Source organism: Reichenbachiella agariperforans (genome assembly GCF_900142205.1).
Taxonomy (GTDB): domain Bacteria; phylum Bacteroidota; class Bacteroidia; order Cytophagales; family Cyclobacteriaceae; genus Reichenbachiella; species Reichenbachiella agariperforans.
The window spans coordinates 163,662-189,672 of record NZ_FRAA01000002.1; the positions used below are offsets into that span (position 1 = coordinate 163,662).

At 42.9% G+C, this 26,011-nt stretch carries 20 protein-coding genes; 4 read left to right on the forward strand and 16 right to left on the reverse strand.

What is annotated here, in order from left to right:
• Positions 1-14 precede the first annotated feature (14 nt).
• The 4 genes from BUB99_RS07085 to BUB99_RS07100 all read right to left on the reverse strand — a co-directional run bounded on the left by BUB99_RS07085 (position 15) and on the right by BUB99_RS07100 (position 4,489).
• On the reverse strand, positions 15-1,184 hold the full coding sequence (locus tag BUB99_RS07085; protein WP_073120939.1) for a Gfo/Idh/MocA family protein: 1,170 nt from the start codon (positions 1,182-1,184) through the stop codon (positions 15-17).
• Positions 1,185-1,399: 215 nt separating this feature from the next.
• Positions 1,400-2,332 (reverse strand): alpha/beta fold hydrolase, encoded by a 933-nt coding sequence (locus BUB99_RS07090; protein WP_170863750.1) that lies wholly within the window; start codon positions 2,330-2,332, stop codon positions 1,400-1,402.
• A 208-nt stretch (positions 2,333-2,540) separates the two neighbouring features.
• Positions 2,541-3,227, reverse strand: coding sequence for a response regulator transcription factor (locus BUB99_RS07095; RefSeq protein ID WP_073120944.1), 687 nt, complete (start codon positions 3,225-3,227; stop codon positions 2,541-2,543).
• Positions 3,224-4,489, reverse strand: a complete 1,266-nt coding sequence (locus BUB99_RS07100; RefSeq protein ID WP_073120945.1) for a sensor histidine kinase — start codon at positions 4,487-4,489, stop codon at positions 3,224-3,226. The genes BUB99_RS07095 and BUB99_RS07100 overlap by 4 nt, the downstream gene beginning before the upstream one ends.
• A gap of 179 nt (positions 4,490-4,668) precedes the next feature.
• Between BUB99_RS07100 and BUB99_RS07105 the strand changes: the two genes are divergently transcribed.
• The gene (locus BUB99_RS07105) at positions 4,669-5,034 is read left to right on the forward strand and encodes a DUF1573 domain-containing protein (protein ID WP_073120947.1); all 366 of its coding nucleotides are present in this window, start codon (positions 4,669-4,671) and stop codon (positions 5,032-5,034) included.
• Between the two features lie 46 nt (positions 5,035-5,080).
• Here the strand turns inward: BUB99_RS07105 and BUB99_RS07110 are convergent, their stop codons facing one another.
• The 7 genes from BUB99_RS07110 to BUB99_RS07140 form a co-directional block, all read right to left on the reverse strand.
• Entirely contained in the window at positions 5,081-5,581 is a 501-nt protein-coding gene (locus BUB99_RS07110; protein WP_073120949.1) for a DUF3124 domain-containing protein, read from the reverse strand.
• Between the two features lie 21 nt (positions 5,582-5,602).
• The gene (locus BUB99_RS07115) at positions 5,603-7,804 is read right to left on the reverse strand and encodes a tetratricopeptide repeat protein (RefSeq protein ID WP_073120951.1); all 2,202 of its coding nucleotides are present in this window, start codon (positions 7,802-7,804) and stop codon (positions 5,603-5,605) included.
• Positions 7,805-7,871: 67 nt separating this feature from the next.
• The gene (locus BUB99_RS07120; RefSeq protein WP_073120953.1) at positions 7,872-8,570 is read right to left on the reverse strand and encodes a hypothetical protein; all 699 of its coding nucleotides are present in this window, start codon (positions 8,568-8,570) and stop codon (positions 7,872-7,874) included.
• A 68-nt stretch (positions 8,571-8,638) separates the two neighbouring features.
• Positions 8,639-9,424 carry a type I methionyl aminopeptidase gene (gene map / locus BUB99_RS07125; RefSeq protein ID WP_073120955.1) on the reverse strand — a complete coding sequence of 262 codons (786 nt, stop codon included), beginning with the start codon at positions 9,422-9,424 and terminating at the stop codon, positions 8,639-8,641.
• A 126-nt stretch (positions 9,425-9,550) separates the two neighbouring features.
• Positions 9,551-10,159 carry a hypothetical protein gene (locus BUB99_RS07130; RefSeq protein ID WP_073120957.1) on the reverse strand — a complete coding sequence of 203 codons (609 nt, stop codon included), beginning with the start codon at positions 10,157-10,159 and terminating at the stop codon, positions 9,551-9,553.
• Positions 10,160-10,256: 97 nt separating this feature from the next.
• On the reverse strand, positions 10,257-11,660 hold the full coding sequence (gene fumC / locus BUB99_RS07135; RefSeq protein WP_073120958.1) for a class II fumarate hydratase: 1,404 nt from the start codon (positions 11,658-11,660) through the stop codon (positions 10,257-10,259).
• A gap of 216 nt (positions 11,661-11,876) precedes the next feature.
• Positions 11,877-12,410, reverse strand: a complete 534-nt coding sequence (locus tag BUB99_RS07140; protein WP_073120959.1) for an RNA methyltransferase — start codon at positions 12,408-12,410, stop codon at positions 11,877-11,879.
• A gap of 211 nt (positions 12,411-12,621) precedes the next feature.
• Here BUB99_RS07140 and mutS point away from each other — a divergent pair, with 211 nt between their 5' ends.
• Positions 12,622-15,228, forward strand: a complete 2,607-nt coding sequence (gene mutS / locus BUB99_RS07145) for a DNA mismatch repair protein MutS (protein WP_073120960.1) — start codon at positions 12,622-12,624, stop codon at positions 15,226-15,228.
• A 51-nt stretch (positions 15,229-15,279) separates the two neighbouring features.
• On the opposite strand, the gene BUB99_RS07150 is transcribed toward mutS, so the two are convergent.
• From BUB99_RS07150 to BUB99_RS07160, 3 genes are all read right to left on the reverse strand, one after another.
• On the reverse strand, positions 15,280-16,062 hold the full coding sequence (locus tag BUB99_RS07150; protein ID WP_073120961.1) for a LytR/AlgR family response regulator transcription factor: 783 nt from the start codon (positions 16,060-16,062) through the stop codon (positions 15,280-15,282).
• Positions 16,037-17,116: a sensor histidine kinase gene (locus BUB99_RS07155; RefSeq protein WP_073120963.1), complete on the reverse strand. Its 1,080-nt coding sequence runs from the start codon at positions 17,114-17,116 to the stop codon at positions 16,037-16,039. The genes BUB99_RS07150 and BUB99_RS07155 overlap by 26 nt, the downstream gene beginning before the upstream one ends.
• Positions 17,117-17,232: 116 nt before the next feature.
• Positions 17,233-17,589: a hypothetical protein gene (locus BUB99_RS07160; RefSeq protein WP_139280935.1), complete on the reverse strand. Its 357-nt coding sequence runs from the start codon at positions 17,587-17,589 to the stop codon at positions 17,233-17,235.
• A gap of 2,175 nt (positions 17,590-19,764) precedes the next feature.
• Here BUB99_RS07160 and BUB99_RS07175 point away from each other — a divergent pair.
• Entirely contained in the window at positions 19,765-20,979 is a 1,215-nt protein-coding gene (locus BUB99_RS07175; RefSeq protein ID WP_073120972.1) for an NAD(P)-dependent oxidoreductase, read from the forward strand.
• A gap of 109 nt (positions 20,980-21,088) precedes the next feature.
• Positions 21,089-21,931 carry an acetyl-CoA carboxylase, carboxyltransferase subunit beta gene (gene accD, locus BUB99_RS07180; protein ID WP_073120975.1) on the forward strand — a complete coding sequence of 281 codons (843 nt, stop codon included), beginning with the start codon at positions 21,089-21,091 and terminating at the stop codon, positions 21,929-21,931.
• Between the two features lie 85 nt (positions 21,932-22,016).
• On the opposite strand, the gene BUB99_RS07185 is transcribed toward accD, so the two are convergent.
• Positions 22,017-22,613: a lipoprotein signal peptidase gene (locus BUB99_RS07185; protein ID WP_073120978.1), complete on the reverse strand. Its 597-nt coding sequence runs from the start codon at positions 22,611-22,613 to the stop codon at positions 22,017-22,019.
• Between the two features lie 22 nt (positions 22,614-22,635).
• Positions 22,636-26,007 (reverse strand): isoleucine--tRNA ligase, encoded by a 3,372-nt coding sequence (ileS, locus tag BUB99_RS07190; RefSeq protein WP_073120980.1) that lies wholly within the window; start codon positions 26,005-26,007, stop codon positions 22,636-22,638.
• Positions 26,008-26,011 lie beyond the last annotated feature (4 nt).

Here is a 26,011-nt window from a genome sequence, read left to right on the forward strand (position 1 = left end):
TCAGTTATCAATTATTATTTCAATACTACGTCTGTCCAGGCATTGCCCGCCTCGGTAGAGGCTACCATCGCATCGATCAATGCCATACCTCGTACACCGTCTTCTATCCCAGGGTAATCATGGATCGTGAGATCAGCCTTTCGTCCCGCAGCATGTGCTCGCATCGACAGGGCGAAATTTTTATAAATATTCGCAAATGCTTCCAAATAACCTTCGGGGTGACCTGCAGGAATTCTACAAGCCGCCAAGGCCATTTCGCTCAAGTAGTCATTGTCTCCACCAGCTCTCAAGATTTGTTTGGGCTGTCCCAGCATCGTGACGGCTAGTGAATTGTTGTCTACTTGCTTCCATTCTAGTCCACCTTTCTCTCCATAGACACGAACCTTCACACCGTTTTCCTCTCCTGTAGATATCTGAGAAGCTGATAATAATCCATGAACTCCTCCCTCGAACTCTAGCAATACGTCCGCATCGTCATCCAGCAAACGCCCGTCTACGACCGTTTTCAATCGAGACAACACCTTAGTTATTTTCAATCCACTCACGTACTCAGCCATGTTGGCCGCATGAGTACCGATGTCTCCAAAACAACCACTCTTGCCACTGCGCTTCGGGTCGGTTCGCCACGCTGCTTGTTTTGCACCTGTGTCTTCCAGTTTTTCGGACAACCAACCCTGAGGATATTCTACATTGATTTTTTTGATCTTCCCTAGTGTACCGTCTTTGACCATAGATTTGGCCTGCTTGACCATGGGGTAACCTGTATAAGTGTGTGTCAGGGCAAAGGGTAGTCCTGTACGTCCAATAATCTCCTGCATCTGTAGTGCCTGATCAAAATCAAAACACATAGGTTTATCCAATATCACCGGAAATCCCGCTTCTAAAGCCAACTTGGTCGGTTCGAAATGCACATGATTTGGAGTCACGATGGAGACAAAATCCATTCTTTCTCCTTCTGGCATAGTTGCTTCTTTTTCGATCATCTCTGCGTAGGTCGCATAGCACCTATTCTCGGGAAGGAATAGCGCCTGACCAGAAGCCTTGGACACCTCTGGTTTGCTGCTAAAAGCTCCACAGACTAACTCAATCTGTCCGTCCAAATTAGCGGCCAATCGGTGTACCTCGCCAATGAATGATCCTTGGCCGCCACCGATCATTCCCATGCGTAATTTTCTGCCTTTCATAAAAAATTGTAATTGTATATTAGATAATAGCTGACTCTGAAATCAGCTCATTTTTTTCAATCCCTAAGGTAATCAACCTCCCTTCAGTGACAAAGGGGATATATGCTCAAATCCACGGGATATTTTGTTCACATGTAGAAAATTTAGGAACCAAAATCCCATCATGGAGTCTAATCAAGCTCTAATGATCACAAAAAATAAGTTGAACAGCCTCTCTAATCCTCTCCTGCTTCTGTGCTCACAGGATGCTTTTCTATAAAATCGAGTATTCGCTGATTGATCAACTGTGGTTGATCAACGGAGAGAAAGTGTCCGGCATCTTTCACGGTCTCCGTTTCTACCTGAGGCAAAATTTTCTTTGCCTCCTTGATCGTTTTGGAGCTATTCATTGCATCATCATCTCCGATGAGCAATAAGACAGGCAGGTCTAGAGTCTCCAATTTTTCATCAGAGAATGGTCTCATTTTGACTATCAGCATATCCTCCTCTGAGTTTTTCGTCCCTAGGAGATATTGGTTCTTGTAGGCCTCTGCGATCAGGTCAGCATTAACAGACATACCGGACATCATTTCGTTAAGGTCTTCTTTGCTCGGTGAGATCGCATAGCTGAGATTAGATACCATCTCTAATCCTGGTTTGATCCACGCAAACGCTTGTACAGGACTGAGTAATATGAGTCTATCGACACGATCACTCTGCGCCAACGCATAGTTGATGGCGAGCCATCCTCCCTTAGAAGCCCCCACTAGCGTGAATCTCTCCAATTTCAATCCATCCACTACCTGAGTGTACCAGTCCATCACCTGCTCCATACTACCTACTTCACCTGTTACTTTGGACTTCCCTGGTTCGAGCAGGTAGTCTATTGCATAGATTCTATATTTTTTAGACAATGCCTCGGCATTAGGGTACCACATCGTCGAGCTGGCGTTCATACCATGCAGAAGCACCAATGGCTCAGCATCCTTTGGTCCACTAACCACCACATGCGCCTCGCCGTAGCTCGTCGGGACGTAGACCTGATGATAGACCGTTTGCCATAGACCCAAGGTCTTGTCGTAAGCTTTGTAGTACGCTTCATTTTCTGGTGAAACCCCCTCTTCATAGACTCCAAACTCTTCTACCAGCTTCTCTTTTCTATCCTCCATACTTGTGCTTTCTTGTTTATTGTCTGTGCTACAACTCCCGCAAGCCAATCCCAACATTAACCAAACCATGTATCTCATAAATCCCTCATTAAATAGTCAGATGAAAGTTACGCTCAAAACGAACGTATCTTTCATGAAGTTCGGGATATTTCCAGAGTGGGGTTACAAGACAATCCATCTTATCATGCCTATTCTGGAAATTCTCCTTTCAGGACTTCTTGATACGAAGCTTGAACCCCACCCCGTGGATGTTCTCAATGTCTACATGCTCTTCTACGGAGAGATATTTTCTCAGTTTGGATATGAACACATCGAGACTGCGCCCTTTGAAATAATCATTGTCTCCCCATAGCGCAATGAGTAATTCGTCACGCTTTACTACGGTGTTGACTCGCTGATGGAGATAGTGCAAAATTTCCGCTTCGCGCCGCGTGAGCTTCTTCATCTCTTTACCTAAGGATAATTGGAAAGATTCGGGATCGAAACGATAGCTACCGATCTCTACCTGCTGCTGATAGCCATGCATCACCTGACTTCTTTTCATGAATACCTCCACACGGTAGAGTAATTCTTTGATAGAAAAAGGCTTGGTGATATAATCATCCGCACCGATTTCAAAGCCCGCCAACTTATCCTCTTGTAGTGACTTTGCCGTCAAGAAAATAATCGGGACACTTGGGTTCACTGTCCTGACCTTACGTGCCAAAGTCAATCCATCCATCTTCGGTAGCATGATATCAAAAAGACAAAGCTCATAGGCGCCTCTCTCATAAGCTAGCCACCCAGCATCACCATCAATACAGAGATCTACCTGATACCCTTGGATAGTCAGGTTATCCTTGATCACAAAACCTAGATTTTGATCATCTTCTACGAGCAGTATTCTCTTGTTCATGGCTTGTCTATGGGTAATGTTACCGTCATCTGTGTCCCTTCTCCTAGCTGGCTCGTTACTTCTATCTTCCCTCCATGTGCCACGACAACCATTTTGACATAATACAGTCCTAGTCCGAAACCTTTGACATCATGTCTATTGCCAGTCGGTACACGATAAAACTGATGAAAAATCGTTTTCAAGTGTTTCCCATCTATCCCCTTTCCCTTATCAGCGACTACTATGACCAGATGGTTTATCGAGGCTTTTAATGACACTGCTACCTCTCGCTGATTGTCACTGTATTTGATGGCATTGTCGATAAGATTGCTCGCCACATTGCCAAGATGCATCTTGTCACCATAGATAAGTGGCAGGTCATCTGCTACGCTCATCTCTAGTCGTGCCGACTCATAAGAGATACGGTAACTGCGCAGCTGCTCTCCAACCAAAGCCTCCATATCCAAAAATTCTTTCTTCAGGACAATCTGATCTTTGGATGCATTGGACATTTGTAGTACTCGGTCCACTTGGCTTTGCAAACGATAAGCTTCTCGCTCGACGATCTCAGCATAGGTGCTGAGTCGCTCGGGCTGTGTCACGATCTGTGGAGTCTTCAAAACCTCCGCAGCGATGGCCATAGTGGAGATGGGTGTACGAAACTCGTGAGTCATGTTGTTGATAAAATCCTTTTGTACCTCGGACAATCGTCTTTGTCGAAAAATAATAAAAAGGCTAAGCGCAAAAAATATCACTACGACCAGTACGAGGAGCGAGGAGAAAATCCAAATCCCCATCTGACTGACTAATCCTGTGACCTTATGCGGGAAATACACGCCAAAATAGTACTGATCCTTGTTGAGCTGAGGGAATGTCTCAATCCCCGTGGAAGTTTCTACAGATTCCCCTAAATCAATATACTGGCCATATACCATATCACGGTTGCGACAGTCAAAGATGCCATATTCAAATCCTTCGTGAATCGCACGTGTCCCAAACTCTCGCTTCAGCAGTGACTCTAGTGTCTTTGGTTCTATCTTATTGTTGACGTAGACAATGAAGTAATTAGAAGAGACCTGTTCGATCGCATCGGTGCGTGGAACTTCTTGATTGATCTCGCAAAGGCTCTCTGTGATATTGAGCAGTGCACTTTTGACATTGTGATCGAACTGCTGGTTACGCACATCAAAGGCCTTCTTCATCCAAAAGAACTGCACCGCCAGTGTCCCCACTATAGACACGGCTGCCATCACTACCAAGACCTGAAATGCTCGTCTATTCATTTAACTAAGTAAGGAAACGCCTGCTTCATGGATTAAAAATCAATCTTTATCTCCTAAATCTAACCAGATCACAAAGTTTTAACATCCCGTTAACAATGAATAGGATTTCATTAACAGTCCTTTCTATCCTTAAAACACACCTTTGATCAAACAAATTTATAATCATAAACTATACAATTATGAAAAATGTAATGCTTGGCCTAGGGCTAATCGTGGCACTCAGTGCCTTTCACATGATAAAAGAAACTGCTTTTGTCTGGACAAAAACAATGCATGACTATGGGCAGATCAAACAAGGAACACCAGTATCTGCATCCTTTGAATTTTTGAATGAAGGAGACGAGCCTCTCATGATTCTCTCTGCCAAAGCTTCGTGTGGATGCACAGTAGCTGACTATACCAAAGGTGAGATTCAACCTGGCAAAAAAGGCACAGTTCGCACTACTTATAATGCAGCTAAAGTCGGTAGCTTCCAAAAGAGCGTCACGATACAACCTAGCGTAGGTGACCCGATTAAGCTCAAAATCAAAGGTGAGGTGATATAATAACTACTACGATTGTCTTTTGGTCTGACACTAGAGCAAAAGACAATTAATCTCTTCTGATCCCTCTGGTCGTGAAAGATATCCCCTGCTGACCAGAAGAACGAATCATGACAGCCTCTATGAATGGCTCTTTGCCTGCCTCCGCAGACCAATCAAATATAAAATTGCCTCCAGTCCCACCATAGTCATCTTCCTCGTCGATGATGATCTCCAGAGTCTCCAGCGGCAGGATGTAAATATCCTGTGAGATGTAGTCTGTCAGCATGTGCCCCTCTGTGTCATAGCTACGTATCCCATGCATATATAGCGTGTCTTCATCATAGATATTTCTCATACTCACAGTGACGGTCAGTCCATGTTTGGTCTCTTCATCGTAGCTATTGATCTGGCTATATATGGACAGGTATGTGCTACCCGACGACAATGAGTCGAGGCTAGCTTCAACAGTGCGCTGTTTCCAGTCCATGTTGACCTGAGGAAGGCGTGACTCGTCCTTTTTACATCCAAAAAGCACTGCTAGTAGTAAAAACGGAATGAAAATTTTCATAGGGCTAAATGCTTAGGTAGGCTACAATTTAACTTTTAGCTGAGAGAACATCTGTCTATATTGCTGGTTATTTGGTGCCATTTCGATCAATTGCTGACAACTACGCAGTGCGGCCTCATAATCCTCCGCGCCCATTTGTGACAACAGTTTCACATAGAGCATCTCCTCCGATAGCATAAAATACAATTCACTCTCCTGCGCGACTATTACAGCCTCTGCAAAATTCTGCTGCTGATAGAGCAGCGTTGCATAGTTGTAGAATGCACGCGGGATTGGAGGTTGCTTTTGTGTAGCAAGAGAGAGATGTTTCATTGCCTTAGGAAGGTCACCTTGCTCGTTGTACAGCAGACCGAGCATGTAGTAAGAGTAACTATAATCTGGCTCTTGTCTGATGACATCCAGATATAGCGCAATGGCTTCTTCAGTCTCTCCTTGGTTGTACAAGATCAGTGCAAGGTTCATTTTGGCTTGGTTGTAATGGTCATCGATATCCAGTGCTCTTCGGTAGGCCGTGATGGCCGCTGGGGTATTCCCGATCCCTTCATAGTAGATACCTAAGGCATGCTGCCCTGACGCAAAATCAGCTTGCATCTGCATAGAAGCTAGGTTTTCCTTCATAGCTTCTTTATAAGCAGGATTATTGGCCGCCTGAGGATCCAAACGTGCCATATACTGTGCTGCTGTGATTCTAACCAAGCGAACCGAATCCCTAATCAATGGTTGGATCAACTGATGAGCTGGGACATCTGGACGGTTACTCAATGCCCGTACTGTCTCACCTCGTATCAACGCAGCGCTATCTCTGAGAAAACGTGTGATCTGCTGTAGTTCCTGAGCGGAAGCACTCTGCCCATAATAGTTGACCGCTGTGGCACGCGCCACCACAGGGTATTTAGAGTTCATAATCAACTGAAGCAAATCATCATTGTTGCCATGATACCCCGCTAACAGTAAATCTGAAAAGTGATCAGGACGCTCCGTACCGTATTCTTTCACGATTATATCACTGGCCCATTTGGCAGACTTGTCAGCATGACAACTATTGCACGCGTTTGGTGTCCCGTATTTCACTGTCTGATCGGGTCTCGGGACTCTAAAACTATGGTCTCGCCTAAAGTCATTGCCCATATAGGTCTTTCCCGTCATGTGACAATTGATGCACTGACTCGCTTCAGTGTTTATTTTATGTTTGTGATGTGTAGGTGAGTCATACTTCGGCTCATGACACTGCAGACACAATGAGTTCCCCTGCTTTTTTAATTTAAGGGAATGCACATCGTGACAGTCTCTACACGACACATTGTTGTGATACATTTTGCTCTGGATAAACGACCCATAGACATAATCTTCGTCTTGAATCTGTCCATCTAGTTCATAGACATTCTCAGTCAACAGAGCGGGTTGGTAGTGATCCAAATATGACCCTTCGTAATCAAAATACGGGGTGATCTGTCCACGCCTGGAATGACATCTTGCACATTTATCTACCAACTCTTTGCTCCCCATATCGGCAGACATGTAAAATTTCGGCTTAGGACCATCTTGACTCTCTTTATAATAGTTGACATGCGTGCTCCCTGGCCCATGACAACTCTCACAGGCGACATTGATCTCACTGAATGTTGTATGGTAGCTATCCTCCTTTGCGTTGTAGTTTTTGTGCACATTGGTGCTATGGCAATCTGCACACATCGTGTTCCAGCGGGCAGCTCCTCGTGTCCAATGCAACCATTCGGCAGTATCTATTTTGAAACGTGACTGTACGTCGAACCATTTATTTTCTTGGTCGTCCCATGCGGCTTGTAGCGTTTGATAGGCCCCATTCGGGAAAGGGATTAAATACTGCTGGAGTGGGGTGACGCCAAAAGTATATTCGACTTTAAAATCTTTATACTCACCATCGCCATCCTGCGTATTGACATAGTAGTCATTGGATTTCTGAAAGAAGTAATAGTCTACTCCGTTCGAAGAATACTTAATGTTGTTAAAGTCACCTTTAACCGTAGACGAATCTGCAATTTTCATCGCATCATCGTGATGGGAACCTTGCCATGCATGGTATGCTTCTTCGTGACAAGCCTTACATGCATCTGCCCCCACAAACTCTGCCTTCTGCACTGGTGTTACCGATGTAGGGGCAGAGGGCTGATACCCTTCCTGTTTTTTACCACATCCAACCAATAGCAAAACAATACCCGAGACCAAGTAAATCACATTCTTCATAAGCCTTGCAATTTGAACCATTTTCATCAAAAAAGGGAGCAATTGCTCCCTTGATATCTTCCTAATATTATAGATCCTGGACTCGCTCTTTATGTCCACAATGTGAGCATTGGTAATGTTTACTTTTGATCATGGTCTCTTCACTAATCTCTTCTTTGATCAGTTTGAGTGTACGGAAATGGCACTTGTCACACACACGATTGGTCGTTCCTTTGTAAGTCTCAATGATGGTCTCTCCTGATATATCATCTAACCAAACGTCAAAATCATAAGCCAATTGCTCTTCCTGAATCATCATCTCTTCTGACAAATAATCATCCTCTTCTTCCTCATTGAGCAGACGCATTGATCGCCCTGACTTTGGACTTTTTCGTTCTCTAAAGCGAATATCTGCCAATCGAGCATCTAGTATAAACGGATAATACTGGCTCAGATAGACATGAAACGCATACGCAAGCGTAATTCCTATCCCAACGGGCAAACCAGACTTCAAGGAGAAGACAAACAAATGACTAAAGTCCCTCTCGTTGAGCATAAACACATTCAAAACCAATGCTGCGGCAATAGACAAACCAATGGCGGAAATAAACATTACTTTCGTCTCATTGTTGAGCACAAAACTATACTTACCCGATCGGTTGCCCATAATCGAGACGATAAGCATATAAACAATGTAGTTGATACATGCCATGAGAACCAGTACCAAAGCAATCAAATGCGCAATGCTAGCCCAGGTCTCTAAGTAATTGGTAGGATCTTGATTCATACAGGAGAATTTAGATTTTCAATAAATATAAAAGTAACTAAAAAAGGATAAACCAATTTTAAGATAGATTAGATCGCACTGGTCTTTTTCAACGCCTCTTCGATATAGCTAAATGTTGACAGTACTTCAGGTTTTCCATCGACTACCGCTACATCATGTTCGAAATGCGCAGAAGGCTTATTGTCTCCTGTAATAATCGTCCAGCCATCAGACAGTTGGCGGACTTCTTTTGTTCCGAGATTAATCATCGGCTCTATGGCGATCACTAATCCTTCTTTGATCACCGGTCCGCGCCCACGCTTCCCGAAGTTCGGCACCTCTGGACCTTCATGCATTTTCTTGCCTAATCCATGTCCAACCAGCTCTCTGACCACACCATAGCCATGTTTCTCTGCATGTTGCTGGATAGCAAAACTCACATCTCCGATTCTGTTCCCTTTTTTGACTTGAGCAATACCTAGATCGAGACATTCCTTGGTGACTTTGAGCAGCTCCCGGACTTCTGGTGCTACCTCGCCCACCTCAAAAGTATAAGCATGATCACCATAGAAGCCATTTTTTAATGCGCCACAGTCGATACTAATAATATCGCCCTCTTGAAGAGGTGTTTTGTTTGGTATGCCATGTACGACCTGCTGATTGAGCGACATGCAAAGTGTATTGGGGAAATCGTAAAGCCCTAGAAAGCCAGGTATGGCACCATGGTCTCTAATACATGTCTCCGCTATGGCGTCTAGTTCTAATGGTGTCACGCCAGGTTTGACCTCAGCAGCCAATGCACCCAATGTCTTGGATACGATCTGCGCACTCTCACGCATTAACTCAATCTCTTCTCTTGTCTTATAATGAATCATAGGAGCTCAATTTTTCTGATTCGCAAAAATATACAAAAAGCGATAGCTACATATAAAAAAACCCTGATCTAGAACGACTGTTGTCGATTCTAGATCAGGGAAATAATTTATAAGATATAGGAGTAATTAAATCACTCCTTCTAATACTTGCTTGATAGGCACTCTATTGCCGTCTTTGTAAGCTACGATCCAAGCGTCTTTAACACCCATCTCTCTTAAATACTTTTTGAAGGTATCAGCCTCCCAGTAATCCTTGAAAGTACCAATAGTGTACCTCATCGTTCCATCTTCACCATCAATTTCGAAAGAAGGGTTGTTTTGAGAGAACTCAGACAAATCCTTTTTCTTGAAAGCTCCGATTTGAACCTTGAAGAAAACGCCGTTTTTAGGAACAGAAGAACGAGAAGCAACTTGACCTTCATCGCTTGGCTTAGAAGCATTTTTCTTAGCTTCTGAAAGTTCCTTTCTCAAGGAAGATACCTGATCTTGGTAATCTGCAATTTGATCATCTTTTTCGCTGATTCTGTCATCGACTCCAGCTACTTCTTTTTTCAAACTACTCAATTGGCCTTTTAGCGATTTGTTTTCTTCCAAAAGGGCTTTGTATTGCTCTGGAGACAAGGCTTTGATTCTTTTTTTCCATTCCTTGCTTTCCTGTTTAGACATCTGAGCAGAAGCATCCACAGACATACCTAGTGCAAATATTACAGCGAAAATTGCTATTATACTCTTCATAATTTTATGATTTAATCCTATTTATAGTGACTAATGTACAAAAATATTGATCTAATTAAAGTATTAATTATACTTTTTTGAGCTATCTCATAAAAGATCAAGCCTTTAAACTACCAACCATGTCGGCAGGAATGACCCATTCGTCGAACTGCTCATTGGTCAATAACTCTAATTCTAGTGCTGCTTCACGAAGTGTTTTTCCTTCTTTGTGTGCCTTTTTTGCAATTTTTGCAGCATTCTCATAACCAATATGTGGGTTGAGAGCAGTTACTAGCATTAGCGATTTTTCTAATTTCTCTTCGATTACTGGGTGATTAGGCTCTATACCTACAGCACAATTGTCGTTAAATGACTCGCATGCATCGCCAATCAATCGCGCTGAATTTAACAGGTTATAGATCATCATCGGTTTAAAAACATTGAGCTCGAAGTGCCCAGTCATACCACCAGTCGATACTGCCACATCGTTACCGATTACTTGTGCACATACCATTGTAAGTGCTTCGCATTGCGTAGGGTTAACTTTCCCTGGCATGATGGACGAACCTGGCTCATTCTCAGGGATCATGAGTTCCCCGATACCACTTCTTGGTCCAGACGAAAGCATACGTATGTCATTACCAATTTTCATCAAGCTAACTGCTAGTTGCTTCAGTGCGCCACTTGACTCTACGATCGCATCATGTGCCGCCAGTGCTTCGAATTTGTTCGCAGCAGTCACTAGTGGTAACCCAGAATGTTTAGCAATCTTCTCTGCCACCAACTCTGCATACCCTTCTGGGGTATTCAAGCCAGTACCTACAGCTGTACCACCTAGTGCCAATTCGGATAGATGCGCCAGCGTGTTTTTTAAAGCTTTCAATCCAAAATCCAGCTGTGCTACATATCCAGAAAATTCATGTCCTAAAGTCAATGGAGTGGCATCCATGAAGTGAGTACGACCGATTTTTACTACATCTTTAAACGCTTGCGCTTTGGCATCCAGTGTATTTCTTAACTTCTCTACCTTTGGGATGGTCGTCTCGACGATCATCTTGTAACCTGCGATATGCATCGCGGTAGGGAAGGTGTCATTAGAGGACTGTGATTTATTCACGTCATCGTTAGGATGGATGAACTTCTTGTCATCCGAAAGGTTACCACCATTAATGACATGAGCACGGTTGGCGATCACCTCATTAGAGTTCATATTAGACTGTGTTCCAGAGCCCGTTTGCCATACTACGAGTGGGAACTGATCGTCCAAGTCTCCAGCTAGAATCTCGTCACACACCTTACCGATCAAATCTGATTTTTCTTGATCCAATACACCAAGCGCCGTGTTGGCCTCTGCGGCAGATTTTTTCAAAATAGCAAAAGCATGGATGATCTCCATAGGCATCTGCATGCTAGCGCCTCCTATTTTAAAATTCATCTTTGATCTTTGGGTTTGGGCTCCCCAGTATTTGTCAGCAGGGACTTTCACTTCCCCCATGGTGTCATGTTCTATGCGGTATTCCATTTGCTTTGGATTTTATTTTTGATTCGAGTCAAAATTACTAACAGAACATGGAGAAACCGATTAAAAACGTGTGCAAAAAAGCACTAATCATTAACAAAATTCACTGCCAACAGTGAACTTTCGGGTCGATCCCGAATCAGAATAGGACATCCTCCATAGGTACCGCCTATCCTGAATCCGTGAAACATGTCTGTTTTCGACTTGTGCCCTAACAGCCTATTTTAAAGAACTCTTGAGGACATAATCCCAGAGAACTACTCCTATAGTGACGGAGATATTGAGAGAATGTTTGGTACCATACTGAGGGATCTCTAAACAACCATCACATGCAGAGACGACCTCTTGCTCTACACCAAAAACCTCGTTTCCAAACACATAGCAAACTTTCTCATCAGTCTCAGGCGAAAAATTCTGAAGCATCGTCGCACCCTCGGCCTGCTCTACGGCATAGACTTTCCAGCCTTCGGACTGTAGTCTCTCGACCAGTGTTTTGGTATCCTTGACGTACTCCCAGTCTACCGAGTCAGTTGCGCCGATAGCCGTCTTATTGATGTCACGATGTGGAGGAGTCCCAGTAATCCCACAGAGATAGATCTTCTTGACATTGAAGGCATCCGAACTGCGAAATGCAGAGCCGACATTGTTGAGACTCCTGACATTGTCCAGTATGACGATTACTTCATTTTTCTTTTGCTCCTTAAACTCTTCAACACTTGGACGGTTGAGTTCCTCATTCTTCAATTTGCGCATCGCTCTTCTTTTTTGCTACCACAAAGAAAACGATCCTAAATCATTTACATGGGTTTAGCGAGATATTTGCACAGACAAGAGTTTGGGCATGTAGCGCAACGCTTAAATCTAGCTGCTTTTCAAATTAGACTTTAGATAATCCAAAAAGAAATGAGAGCATCCCATACTAAAAAGCTGCTAGTTCTTAAATTCGTGCTTTGATCCTATCACCATGGCAGCAAGTAAGAAAGAAACCCCTTTGATGAAACAATACAATGCGATCAAGGCCAAGCACCCTGATGCATTGCTACTATTTAGAGTAGGTGACTTCTACGAGACCTTCGGAGAGGATGCGGTGCGTGCCAGCAAAATCCTTGATATCGTACTAACCAAACGCGCCAATGGATCAGCGTCCCACATCGAGCTGGCAGGATTTCCTCACCATTCGCTGGACACTTACTTGCCCAAATTGGTACGAGCAGGAAATAGAGTGGCGATCTGTGATCAACTCGAAAACCCAAAAGATGTCAAAGGAATCGTCAAACGCGGTGTGACAGAACTGGTCACTCCTGGCCTGACGCTCAATGACAATGTCCTCGAACAAAGAAAAAACAACTATCTCGCCTCGATTTCATTTGGGAAAGAAATGCACGGGATCGCGTTTCTCGATCTCAGCACAGGTGAGTTTATGCTCTCACATGGCACTGACGACTACATTGACAAACTGATCCAAAGTTTCAACCCATCGGAGATCATTTTCTGCAAGAACCACCGATCGCATTGCGAAAAACTCCTCGGTTCGGATCACAACATCTTCTGTCTGGAGGAGTGGATTTTTGGTTTTGATTTCGGATATGAAAAACTCAACACGCACTTTAAGACCAAAAATCTAAAAGGGTTTGGCATAGAACAGTCCAAAGAAGGAATCGCTGCTGCTGGCGCGATACTCTACTACCTCGAAGAGACCGAGCACAAACAAATCAGTCATATTTCGTCCATCTCTAGACTGGATACCGACAAGTATGTTTGGCTGGATAAATTCACCATCCGTAATCTTGAACTGGTTTATCCTCAGCAAAATGATGGCGTAGCGCTGCTATCGATCCTAGACCATACCTGCACGCCTATGGGCGCACGATTGCTCAAAAAGTGGCTTGTGCTTCCATTAAAAGAAAAGGCGATCATCGAAGCGAGGCTTTCGGTCGTGGAATCACTATTAGAGGCAGAGGAGGTTGCTGAGACAGTAGAAAGCCACTTATCACAAATCTCAGATATCGAGCGACTGGTATCCAAGGTAGCTGCACTTCGCATCAACCCTCGTGAGTTGCTACATCTCAAAAAAGCACTGGCACATATCCAACCGATCAAGGAGCAACTAGAGAAGTCGGGAATCGAAACTTTGTCCAAATATGGAGACAAACTAAACCCATGCGCACAATTACTCGACCGCATCAATACCTATATGAAAGATGACGTGCCGCTCAACGCCACCCAAGGAGGAATCATCAGCGACGGGATAGATTCGGAACTCGACGAACTAAGAAAAATCGCTTTCTCTGGCAAAGACTATTTGCTCCAAATCCAAGAAAGAGAAAAAGCCAAAACAGGTATCTCATCACTCAAAATCGCCTACAATAAAGTATTTGGGTACTACCTAGAGGTATCCAATGCACACAAGGATAAAGTTCCCACCGAGTGGATCAGAAAGCAAACGCTCGTCAACGCAGAGCGTTACATCACGGAAGAGCTCAAAACATACGAAGAAAAAATACTGACTGCAGAAGACAAATTAGGCAGCATAGAGTTTCGCCTCTACAACGAACTCGTGAGCTTCACTGCCGACTATGTCAACGAGATCCAGGTCAATGCTAAATGTATCGCTGAGATAGACTGTCTACTATCCTTTTCGCAGGTCGCTAAAAAACAAAACTACTGCCGTCCATCGATCCAAGAAGACCCGATCATCGACATCAAAGAAGGCAGGCATCCGGTAATAGAAACCCAGCTGCCCGCTGGTGAAGAGTACATCCCTAATAGCGTCATGTTAGACGATGTATCACAGCAGATCATGGTCATCACCGGCCCTAACATGGCGGGTAAGTCTGCCCTACTGAGACAAACCGCACTAATCGTACTCATGGCACAGATGGGATCTTTCGTCCCTGCTGCCTATGCTAAAATCGGGATCATTGACAAGGTATTCACCAGAGTGGGCGCCTCTGATAACCTATCCAAAGGCGAATCTACCTTCATGGTCGAGATGACCGAGACCGCTAGTATACTCAACAACCTGAGCGACAGTAGTCTGGTTCTCATGGATGAAATTGGTAGAGGTACAAGCACCTATGATGGGGTATCCATCGCTTGGTCCATCGTAGAGCATCTGCACAATCACCCAAAGTTCAAAGCAAAGACGATGTTTGCGACACACTACCACGAACTGAATCAAATCGCCACAGATTTCCCGAGAGTCAAAAATTTTAACGTATCCGTAAAGGAGCTAGACAACCGTGTGATCTTTATGCGTAAGCTCAAGGAGGGCGGCAGTGAGCACAGCTTTGGTATCCATGTTGCTAAAATGGCAGGCATGCCCAATGAAGTAGTCTTACGTGCCAACGAAATCTTGGGTCACTTAGAAAAAGACAAGATCAAAGAAGGAGATGCGGAGCGAATAGAATCTATTCCAAAGAATAACTTTCAGCTCAGTATGTTCGAATCTGACCCACACTTCGAAGAGGTAATTGGTCTACTCAATAAACTAGATATCAATACGATTTCGCCTGTAGAAGCTTTGCTTAAACTCAATGAGGTAAAGTCGATTTTGAAAGGGAATAAATAATAAAAGAAGACACTAGGCCCAAGATTGTCTTGACTCTAGTGTCTTCTTTTATTATTTCTCCAGCCAGTTCAGAAACTCCGGCACTCTGACTCGACTGATCAGGATTTGATCCTTGGTCTCTGGCTGTAGAATGACCTCTAGTCTACTGTTGAAGTATTTGTTGACCAGTTTGATCGAATGGATATTGGCGATATATTTTCTAGATAATCTAAAGAAATCAGAAGGATCAAGCTGCTTGACTAACTCATCTAACTTAAAGGAGATAATGAATTTAGCCCCTTCCTTCGAGACCAAATAGGTGTAGTCATCCTCGGCATAGAAATACGCAATGTCCTCAACAGACACGTGTCTCAACCTGTCTCCAGACTTAATAATAAAACGCTTTTTGTAATCGCGCTGCTCGTCAGATAGTTTGAGCAACTGCTGCACTTGATCTATGCTCAACGCGACACTACCTTCTTCCTCTTCGCTTTTGTTGTCATTGAGATCAGCATACTTTTTCAATGCAGCTTCTAGGTCGTCTTTCTCGATGGGTTTGAGGAGGTAATCTATACTATTGACCTTGAATGCTCTAATGGCATAGTTCTCAAAAGCCGTCGTAAAAACGATGGGGCAGCTAACAGCCGTCTGCTGAAATATCTCAAAGCTCAACCCATCAGACAGCTGAATATCCATGAAGATCAAGTCTGGATCTTCATTGTCTTCATACCATTCGACTGTTTCTTCTATAGATTCAAAACAATCAATAATTTCTACGTCAAATGACGTCTCAGCCAAAAGTCTTTTCAGCTCGTCCTGAGCGAATTGCTCATCCTCTATAATCAATACCTTCATAATCAGGGCTTAATAGTGGTAATAATACTATAAAACTATCTTCTGTTTGTTTAATTTCTACATTTTTATCTGTCACTATATCATAATGACTGATGATGTTATCCAATCCGATTTTGGATGAATACCCTTTAGAGGACTTTAGCCGAAGTGAATTTTTGATCACAATCTGGTCGCCCTCATGGTACACCCAGATAGATAGGGGGTATTTGGTAGATACCACATTATGCTTGATGGCGTTTTCGATCAACAACTGCAAAATCAATGGAGGCACTTGACACTTTGCTACCTCTTTCATCGGATCTATCTCGATCACTAATTTCTGTCCAAAACGCATTCGAATCAACTCGACATAGGACTCAATAGCTTGTAGTTCTTCTTGAATTGATACGAGACCTTTGTTGCGATGTTCCAGTACATTTCGATAAACATTAGAAAGTTTTCGGATGAAACTATAGGCTGTATTCGGATCTGAATAGACCAAAGATGAAAGCGTGTTGAGACTGTTGAACAAAAAATGTGGGTTCACCTGTGTTTTGAGCATTTCATGTCTAAACTCAAGTCCCTCTTTTTTGAACCTTTCGATCTCTATCATCGAGACCTTCCACTTGTTCAAGAAAAACATTCCCATCTCGATCGCTACCACTAGTATGGTCAGAGACAGCGCCGTGGAGATCACCACGATTTCATCAAACAACGGCCTAGAATGGTGATCACTGACAAAACGATAAAGGAAGGCCCCAAAAAAAGCTATGACTACCGAGGCATAGACGGTATTGGAGCTGAGCTGGATGATAAAGCGGCTTTTCGCACCATGCTCCCAAGGGAGGATTTTATCTAACCGGCGATTTATAAAGCGAATCCCCTCTAATACAAAAAGAGCCAAAACGATCGCATAGATGTATTCATTGGGATCCCAAGAAAGGGGTAAGTCCGAATAAAAAACACTATAAATGATATCAATAAACAAACGAAGACCAGCTCCCATGAAAACGACACTTAGCCATCTCCACCAGTTCACACTGTACCCTCTAAACGGACTTATAAATTCTGACATGCAAAAAAAATTATACACGAAGTACGCGTATAATATCTAATATTAAAACTGGCTAAACACAAAAAAAACCTCAGACATACATATAGTCTGAGGTTACATTCCTTGGCAGTTATCCATTAGTCTTTTGTGATTACTTTTTTGACAGTATACATTTCATTGGCTACCATATAAGTATAGTCACCTGCTGGTAATGCTGATACGTCAAATCTTTTCAAAAAAGCTTTACCTTCTGACTGCTTTTCTGTGTGCATCAAAACTCCATAAGCGTCAAAAATCTTCACTTTCACGGACTCACCTTCTAGCTTGGCAAAAGTCACAGCAACACTAGACTCGTTCAGTTCCACGATTCTAACATCGAGCTCTGGGCTCACTTTCACTTCCTTTTCTGACTTTTCACCTTTGTTGCCTGCAAACGAAAGTGTGGACATGGCTACTAAACCAGCAATTGCGATTGTTTTAATTGTAGTTTTCATGATAATAGTTGTTTTGTTGAAATTGATTACGATACAAGTTTACGATGATCCTGAGGGGAGTAAAACCTGATTTCGGTGAGCTTTAATTTTATTCAGGTGAAGTGTAGAAAATTTTCTATGGGCATTTGGATCAAATCAAGATGAGACGAGACAATTCTAATAGTTATTTTGGTTGCATATGAAGTAGAGCATTTGCTACGGGGCGAGTGTTGTTTGGCATCTAGCCGAGTCAAAGGATGAATTCTGAAGTAAGTAAGGCTGTCTTCCCTGTGCAAAAATATAATTTGGTGCAGATTAGTCTTTATGTTCATTGCGGTTCGCAATAGTGCTCCCGCTTGATCGCATTTCCTAATGCGACTGAAACCTTCTTGGCATTTATAATGCAATGAACATACCCCGCTCCCTTCTCCTAAACCTAAGTTACCGTTTCCAAAACTTACCTTTTTGGTTTTACTCCCAATAAGTATAATCTCCAATCTAAACCATGTCCTCATTAGGGTATAAAATCAGAGGATAGAAAAACCTACTCCTCTAGTCTCAGTGTCTGCTAAGACCGACTAAAAAAGAAAAAGCTGCTCACCCCGTCCGGGCCAGCAGCTTTTAAGCATGATTATGAAAGACTAAATTACTATTCTATTATTGGTGGAGCTTTTCAGCTCATGTAGTCACTTCCTCTTTTCTTCTCTTCGTTTCTCTGTAACTACAATACAATAATATGCATGCAGCGTATTGTTTTAAAGCAGAAATCGGTGAACTGTATTATTTGACAGGTGAACTTCATCATTATATAGGAGAGTGGTTTTGGATAGATCGATAGTTAGTATTGAGAGCCCAATAAAACTAGAGAGGTCGCCGATAGTTGTTTCCTTCCTCAGGCTTTTCGATCAACGATGAAGGATCAGTCTGTAAAGTTGGAGGGATAAACTCGGTAGACAGGTTCGATATTTTTATTCAAAAAAACCTCAAGAACTTATAAGGGATGGTTATTCACAAAAAACAATCATGAATTTCGAACAATGAATCTTGAATCACGAAGTGATCTACTACCTCTCCCCCAGAAATACGGATTGATCCACAATGAAGAGTGGCTTTCTATAAATAGCAACGTAGATTGACACCATTGCCTCTAAAAAAAGAAAAGCTGCTCACCCCGTCCGGGTCAGCAGCTTAAGCATGATTATGAAAGACTAAATTACTATTCTATTTCGGTGGAGCTTTTCAGCTCATGTAGTCAGTTCCTCTTTTCTTCTCTTCGTTTCTCTGTGACTACAATGCAATAATATGCATGCAGCGTATTGTTTTAAAGCAGAAATCGGTGAACTGTATTATTTGACAGGTGAACTTCGTCATTATATAGGAGAGTGGTTTTGGATGGACCGATAGATGAAGTCGTTTTGATTGATGGTTAGTATCGAGAACCTAATAGAGCTAAAGAGGTCGCCGATAGTTATTTCCTTCCTCAGGCTTTTCAGTCAACAATGACGAGTAACTTTCTAAAATAGCAACGTAGATTGACACGATTGCCCCTAAAAAAAGAAAAGCTGCTCACCCCGTCCGGGTCAGCAGCTTAAGCATGATTATGAAAGACTAAATTACTATTCTGTTTCGGTGGAGCTTTTCAGCTCATGTAGTCACTTCCTCTTTTCTTCTCTTCGTTTCTCTGTAACTACAATGCAATAATAGCAGCCAGTACTTGATCCTAAAACTAGAAATCGGTGAACTGTATTATTTGATAGGTGAAAGAAAGAATAAACCAAGCAAACTAAAAAGTGGCTATGGGATTGATTTAGGGCATATTCTACCTCCGTATACAAAGCCATACAAAACATTGCATATACCCTTTCTAAAACCTGTCATTAGACATGAAACAAACCTAAACCACTATGAGAATGACAGAACTGCTACAGTTGGCTTACGATTCAAGAAAGGAAAAGCCTAATCAAAAAAAACTTATGACCGACTAACCTGAATACGGCTCTAAAACAAGCTCAATAGCAGTATTAAAGCCCTTTTTATCCTGTCATTTCGACAATAGGCGAAATAAAAGCCTATTTAGGTTAGAAGTATGATGACAACTTGCTCAGATAACCAAAACAACAATTATTAATCGAACTCAAGTTACTAGCTATATCTACCAATCTTGCGATATTTGGCTTTATGACAAACACTACCCCAATGATCAAAATCGGCATTCTAAAAGAAGGCAAAATCCCCGTCGATAGACGTGTTGCCATCACACCGGAACAAGCCAAAAAAATACAAGAAACACACCCAGAGGTTTCACTTGTCTGTGCGCATAGCGACATTAGATGTTTCTCGGATCAGGACTATATAGATCTAAACATCCCCCTGACAGATGATGTGTCGGACTGTGATATTTTATTTGGAGTCAAAGAAGTGCCGATCGCAGCATTGATACCTAACAAAACCTACTTTTTCTTCTCACACACGATCAAGAAACAAGCCTACAACAGAACACTGCTCCAAACCATACTGGACAAGAACATAACCTTGATCGATTATGAAACACTGACGAATACTGATGGGCAACGCATCATTGCCTTTGGTCGGTATGCAGGAATCGTAGGCGCGTACAATGCGTTATGGACTTATGGAAAGCGCTATAACCTATTTGATATCCGACGTGCGCATGAATGCTTTGATTTGGACGATCTAAAAACAGAGTTTAATCTAATCAAACTACCCAAAATCAAGATCGTTATCACTGGAGGTGGTCGAGTAGCCAAAGGAGCTATGGAAATCATGAATCAGGTTGGTATTCGTCGCGTATCACCTCATCAGTTCATTACCCAACTATTTGATGAACCCGTGTATTGCCAACTAAATAACCGAGACTATCACAAACACAAAAACGAAGACAAAGTCTTCAATCGTGCTGAATTCTTTCAGTCACCAGAAGATTTCGAATCTGATTTCGCTCCCTATGCCCAAGTTGCCGACATCTTGATCGCATGTGCTTTTTGGAATCCCAAAGCCCCTGTTCTATTTACTCGGGAAGATATGACTCAGCGTAACTTCAGCATCAAAGTGATTGCGGATGTAACTTGCGACATAGAGGGATCGATCCCTTCGACACTGCAGCCTGCTACCATAGATGATCCCATCTATGATTATGACCCGACACAAGGCATACTAGCACCACCACTCTCAGACGAAGGCAATGTCACAGTGATGGCTGTAGACAATCTCCCATGCGAACTACCCAGAAATGCGTCAACAGACTTTGGGAAAGAGCTCCTCAATAATGTACTACCCAACCTCATCGGAGAAGACAAAGGAGGTATTATAGAGAGGGCTACCATAGCCAAAGGAGGTCATTTGACTGAGAAATATTCCTACCTCCAAGACTATGTAGATGGGCGTGACTGAGTAGGCTAAAAAACATATTGTCAAATCTTATATCTTCGATTGAATTCCTATCTTTGCAAACCTCCAACGACTTAATTTCACGTATTTGGGGAGGAATGAAAAGTTAATTATGGCTTGGTTTAAAAGAACAAATAAGGGCATACAGACCCCCACAGAATCTAAAAAAGAAGCACCAGATGGACTTTGGTACAAGACGCCTAGTGGCAAGATTGTCCACATGCGCGAGCTTCGTAACAATGCATACGTAAGTCCAGAAGATGACTATCATGTTCGTATTGGCTCTAAAGAATATTTCGAAATTCTTTTTGATGACAATAAGTTCGAAGAGCTCGACGCAGAGCTTTCTTCAGGAGACCCACTCAAATTTGTGGATTCTAAACCTTATCCAGCTCGTATCGAAGCAACTCAGAAAAAATCTGGATTGACCGATGCACTGAGAAGTGCAGTAGGCAAAATCAACGGTACGCCCCTAGTCATCGCTTGTATGGATTTTGGGTTCATCGGAGGATCTATGGGATCAGTGGTAGGGGAGAAAATCGCAAGAGCTATCAATCACTCTTTAGAACATAAAATCCCGTTTTTGATGATCTCCAAATCAGGTGGTGCGCGTATGATGGAGGCTGGTTTTTCGCTCATGCAGATGGCCAAGACTTCAGCTAGACTTGCTCTACTGAGCGAAGCAAAAATCCCATACATCTCGCTACTCACAGATCCTACGACTGGAGGAGTAACGGCATCCTACGCGATGCTAGGAGATTTCAACATCTCAGAACCAGGGTCATTGATAGGGTTCGCGGGTCCAAGAGTTATTCGTGAGACCATCGGTAAGGATTTGCCAAAAGGCTTCCAAAGTGCTGAGTTTGTAAAAGATCATGGTTTCTTAGATTTCATCGTAGATCGTCGTAGTTTAAAAAACAAACTCTCGACACTTCTCAAGATGCTAGAGAATTAAGAAGAGAAGCGTTAAACCAAAAGAAGCCGAGCGATATCGCTCGGCTTCTTTTGGTTTAACGCTTCTCGTGCTAAATATTAAAATTTTACTCTGTCTCTTGCTCCTTTGTATGCGCAAAAAACCGCTTTTGAAAGATGAGAATAATGGCTACCCCTATGAAGATAGATGCATCCGCTACATTAAATACAGGCCAGAGAGACATGTATTTCCCTCCCATGAGCGGCAACCAGTCCGGTAGACGCCCTTCCCAGATATCGATGTAGAACATATCCACTACCTGGCCATAAAACCATGGAGTCGGCGCATCATAGGGAGCATTATCCAAGAATACTCCGTAGAAGGTGCTATCAATCACATTGCCTATGGCTCCACCTAATATCAATGCGATACATACGAGTAAACCAGTAGAAACTTCTTTTTTGATCAGCGTGTACAAGTAGTAGCCAATTCCAACCATCGCGACCAATCTAAACAAAGTCAAAAACAGCTTGCCATACTCCGTACCCAGTTTCATCCCGAAAGCCATACCTGGATTGGTCAAATAATGGAGTTTAAAATATTCGCCTATGATCTGAATCTGTCCATTGACGCCCATATCCATATTGAAATGAACAACCAACTTCACTACCTGATCTAGTAGGATTACACCCAGACTGATCAAAAAGTATTTATAATATTTCATCGATTACCGCTAAAAGTGACAACTAGCAAACCTCTATTTGCGCGCTGATTTTCAATTCATCTATATCTAATTCCTGTCCCGCAGACAAACTGTCTACAAGTTTTAGTTCGTTAGCCTGTGTCTCTTCACAGATGTAGCTATTGAAAGCCTGCACTGCTGCAGTTACTACTTCCTCATCACTACGCAGACTCACTTTAATTTTATCTTGAACCTCTAAACCTTGATCTTTTCTCAGATTTTGGATTCTATTGACTAGGTCTCTCGCGATCCCCTCTTGTCTCAACTCATCCGTCAGGTTGATATCTAGCGCGACAGTGATGCCGCCTTCGCTTGCTACCAACCACCCTGGGATATCCTGAGAAGCAATCTCTACATCCTCCAGCGTCAAAGTAATCGCCTCACCATTGAGATCAACAGTCAAGCTGTTATTTTTTTCTATCTCAGCAATTTGATCTTGATCAAAAGCATTGATAAGGTTGCTGACATCCTTCATCTTAGGACCAAACTCCTTACCCAGCTTTCTAAAGTTAGGCTTGATGGACTTGACCAATACACCCGATGTGTCATCTAAGAACTCGATCTCTTTGATGTTGACCTCATTCAATATCAAATCTTTGACTGCACTCACACGAGACACCGTGTTTTCGTTCATCACAGGAATCATGATTTTAGCCAAAGGCTGACGTACTTTCAATCTTTCCTTCTTTCTCAACGAATGAACCAAAGAAGAGATCTTCTGTGCCATATCCATACGTGCTTCTAGCTCTATATTAATAGCTGCTTCGTCTGCTACGGGAAAGTTGGATAAGTGTACTGATTCATGATTTTCGCTACCTGATACCGCATTCAAATCAGAATACAACCTATCTAGGAAGAAAGGTGCAATTGGAGCACCGAGTTTAGCCACTGTTTTGAGACAAGTATAAAGAGACTGGTACGCTGCTCGCTTGTCCTCGTTATACTCCCCTTTCCAGAATCGTTTTCTGTTTAGACGAACATACCAGTTGCTCATGTCATCGATCACAAAATCCTGAATCAATCGAGCTGCTTTGGTAGGTTCATACTCGTCGTAGGCCTCATCCACCTTTTTGACTAGCGTGTTCAACTTAGAGATAACCCATTGATCACTCTCCGTTCGCTCAGCCAAAGGAATAGCCTTTTCAGAGAAAGTAAATCCATCCAAATTCGCATACAGCGAAAAGAAGGAATACGTATTATATAAAGTGCCAAAGAATCTACGCTGAGACTCAGCGACTCCTTCGATATCGAATTTCAAATTATCCCAAGGGTTAGCATTGGAGATCATGTACCAACGCGTCGCATCTGGACCGTATTTTTTGAGTGTCTCAAATGGGTTAACTGCATTGCCCAATCGTTTTGACATCTTATTGCCTTTTTTATCTAAGACAAGACCATTCGCTATCACATTTTGGAAAGACACTTTGTCAAAAAGCATGACCGATATCGCATGTAGCGTAAAGAACCATCCTCTCGTCTGATCCACCCCTTCGGCAATGAAGTTTGCTGGATAAACTTCCTTAAGGCCTCCTTCTTTAACAGGATCGGCCTTCGGGTCATCCCCCATGAAGTGGAACTGTGCATAAGGCATAGCTCCAGAATCAAACCATACATCGATCAAGTCTGGCTCTCGATACATTTTCTGCCCTGATGCACTGACCAAAAACACATCGTCCACATACGGCCTGTGCAAATCGAAATCTTCACCAATCTGCTCAGTCATATATCCTGCAGTAATAGACTTTTCGATCTCTACTTTCAGCTCAGCAATAGATCCGATACAAATCTCTTCTGTTTTGTCCTCAGACACCCAGATAGGTAGTGGTGTGCCCCAGTATCTAGAACGTGATAGGTTCCAGTCTACCAGATTCTCCAACCAGTTGCCAAATCGACCTGTACCTGTTGATGCTGGTTTCCAGTTGATCGTCTTATTGAGTTCGACCAATCTATCCTTGTAGGCCGTGGTTTTGATAAACCAAGAATCTAACGGATAGTAAAGGATAGGTTTGTCAGTTCTCCAGCAGTGTGGGTAACTGTGCTCGTATTTGGTGACATTAAATGCCTTATTTTCTTCTTTGAGCTGGATGGCAATTAGTACATCCGTTGGTTTAAAATCCTTCGCGGAATTCTCTTCGTCGCTATAGTACTCTGCCTTGACATACTTGCCAGCATAGTCAGTGACCTCTGCTACGAACCTTCCCTGCTTATCTACTAAGGGGACGTCCTTGCCCGTTTCGTCTTTAACCATTACACCTGGTACATCCGCCAGCTTGGCAGCCAAGAAATCGTCCGCACCAAAAGTCGGCGCGATATGTACGATACCTGTACCATCCTCAGTCGATACGAAATCTCCTGGAATCACCCTAAATGCCTTTGCTTCGAGTTCGTCATTGGTCACATAGGGCATCAACTGCTCATACGGCATACCTACCAAATCCTCACCCGAAAATTCTCCCGTCACTTCCCATGGGATTAATTTATCTCCTGATTTGTAGTCATCAAATGCAATTTCTTTTGCCTTCTCAGAGAAGTATTTTCCCATCAGATCCTTCGCAACGATCACAGAGACCGGCAAGAAAGTATAGGGGTTGAAAGTCTTCACCTTGACATAACTAATTTTCTTTCCTACTGCTAGCGCAGCGTTGGACGGTAGCGTCCAAGGTGTAGTAGTCCATGCGAGGAAAAACACCTCCTCGTCTCCGTCGAATAACTTAGCCGTAGCATCCGTCTTTTTGGCTTTGAACTGCGCCACGATAGACGTATCCTTCACGTCACGGTATGTGCCAGGTTGGTTGAGTTCGTGAGAGCTCAGCCCTGTACCAGCCGCTGGAGAGTAAGGTTGTATCGTGTAGCCTTTGTAGAGCAGATCCTTGTCATAGAACTTTTTGAGTAGATGCCATAGCGTCTCCATGTAGTTCTTGTCAAAAGTGATATAGGGATCGTCCAAATCAACCCAGTACCCCATTTTCTCCGTTAGGTCATCCCATTCATTTTTGAATTTCATGACCGCTTCACGACACTTTTGATTGTACTCTTCTACAGAGATTTTCTTCCCAATATCCTCTTTGGTAATTCCAAGTTCTTTTTCTACTTGGAGCTCAACAGGTAGGCCGTGAGTGTCCCAGCCTCCTTTACGGTTGACCTGATACCCTTTTAGGGTTTTGTATCTACAAAAAATATCCTTGACCGCACGAGCCATTACGTGATGAATACCTGGCGTGCCATTCGCGGAGGGAGGCCCCTCGTAGAACACAAATGACTCTGCACCTTCTTTCTCATCCACAGATTTTTTGAAGATGTCGTTCTTTTTCCAGAACTCCAATACTTCGTCGGCAACCTCCGCGTAGTTGATGTTTTTATATTCTCTGTATTTCACAGTC

Bases quoted from the DNA above. Each gene is read 5' to 3' on its own strand.
- BUB99_RS07085 (WP_073120939.1), bottom strand. From the start codon at position 1,184: ATGAAAGGCAGAAAATTACGCATGGGAATGATCGGTGGCGGCCAAGGA.
- BUB99_RS07090 (WP_170863750.1), bottom strand. From the start codon at position 2,332: ATGGAGGATAGAAAAGAGAAGCTGGTAGAAGAGTTTGGAGTCTATGAA.
- BUB99_RS07095 (WP_073120944.1), bottom strand. From the start codon at position 3,227: ATGAACAAGAGAATACTGCTCGTAGAAGATGATCAAAATCTAGGTTTT.
- BUB99_RS07100 (WP_073120945.1), bottom strand. From the start codon at position 4,489: ATGAATAGACGAGCATTTCAGGTCTTGGTAGTGATGGCAGCCGTGTCT.
- BUB99_RS07105 (WP_073120947.1), top strand. From the start codon at position 4,669: ATGAAAAATGTAATGCTTGGCCTAGGGCTAATCGTGGCACTCAGTGCC.
- BUB99_RS07110 (WP_073120949.1), bottom strand. From the start codon at position 5,581: ATGAAAATTTTCATTCCGTTTTTACTACTAGCAGTGCTTTTTGGATGT.
- BUB99_RS07115 (WP_073120951.1), bottom strand. From the start codon at position 7,804: ATGAAGAATGTGATTTACTTGGTCTCGGGTATTGTTTTGCTATTGGTT.
- BUB99_RS07120 (WP_073120953.1), bottom strand. From the start codon at position 8,570: ATGAATCAAGATCCTACCAATTACTTAGAGACCTGGGCTAGCATTGCG.
- map (WP_073120955.1), bottom strand. From the start codon at position 9,424: ATGATTCATTATAAGACAAGAGAAGAGATTGAGTTAATGCGTGAGAGT.
- BUB99_RS07130 (WP_073120957.1), bottom strand. From the start codon at position 10,159: ATGAAGAGTATAATAGCAATTTTCGCTGTAATATTTGCACTAGGTATG.
- fumC (WP_073120958.1), bottom strand. From the start codon at position 11,660: ATGGAATACCGCATAGAACATGACACCATGGGGGAAGTGAAAGTCCCT.
- BUB99_RS07140 (WP_073120959.1), bottom strand. From the start codon at position 12,410: ATGCGCAAATTGAAGAATGAGGAACTCAACCGTCCAAGTGTTGAAGAG.
- mutS (WP_073120960.1), top strand. From the start codon at position 12,622: ATGGCAGCAAGTAAGAAAGAAACCCCTTTGATGAAACAATACAATGCG.
- BUB99_RS07150 (WP_073120961.1), bottom strand. From the start codon at position 16,062: ATGAAGGTATTGATTATAGAGGATGAGCAATTCGCTCAGGACGAGCTG.
- BUB99_RS07155 (WP_073120963.1), bottom strand. From the start codon at position 17,116: ATGTCAGAATTTATAAGTCCGTTTAGAGGGTACAGTGTGAACTGGTGG.
- BUB99_RS07160 (WP_139280935.1), bottom strand. From the start codon at position 17,589: ATGAAAACTACAATTAAAACAATCGCAATTGCTGGTTTAGTAGCCATG.
- BUB99_RS07175 (WP_073120972.1), top strand. From the start codon at position 19,765: ATGATCAAAATCGGCATTCTAAAAGAAGGCAAAATCCCCGTCGATAGA.
- accD (WP_073120975.1), top strand. From the start codon at position 21,089: ATGGCTTGGTTTAAAAGAACAAATAAGGGCATACAGACCCCCACAGAA.
- BUB99_RS07185 (WP_073120978.1), bottom strand. From the start codon at position 22,613: ATGAAATATTATAAATACTTTTTGATCAGTCTGGGTGTAATCCTACTA.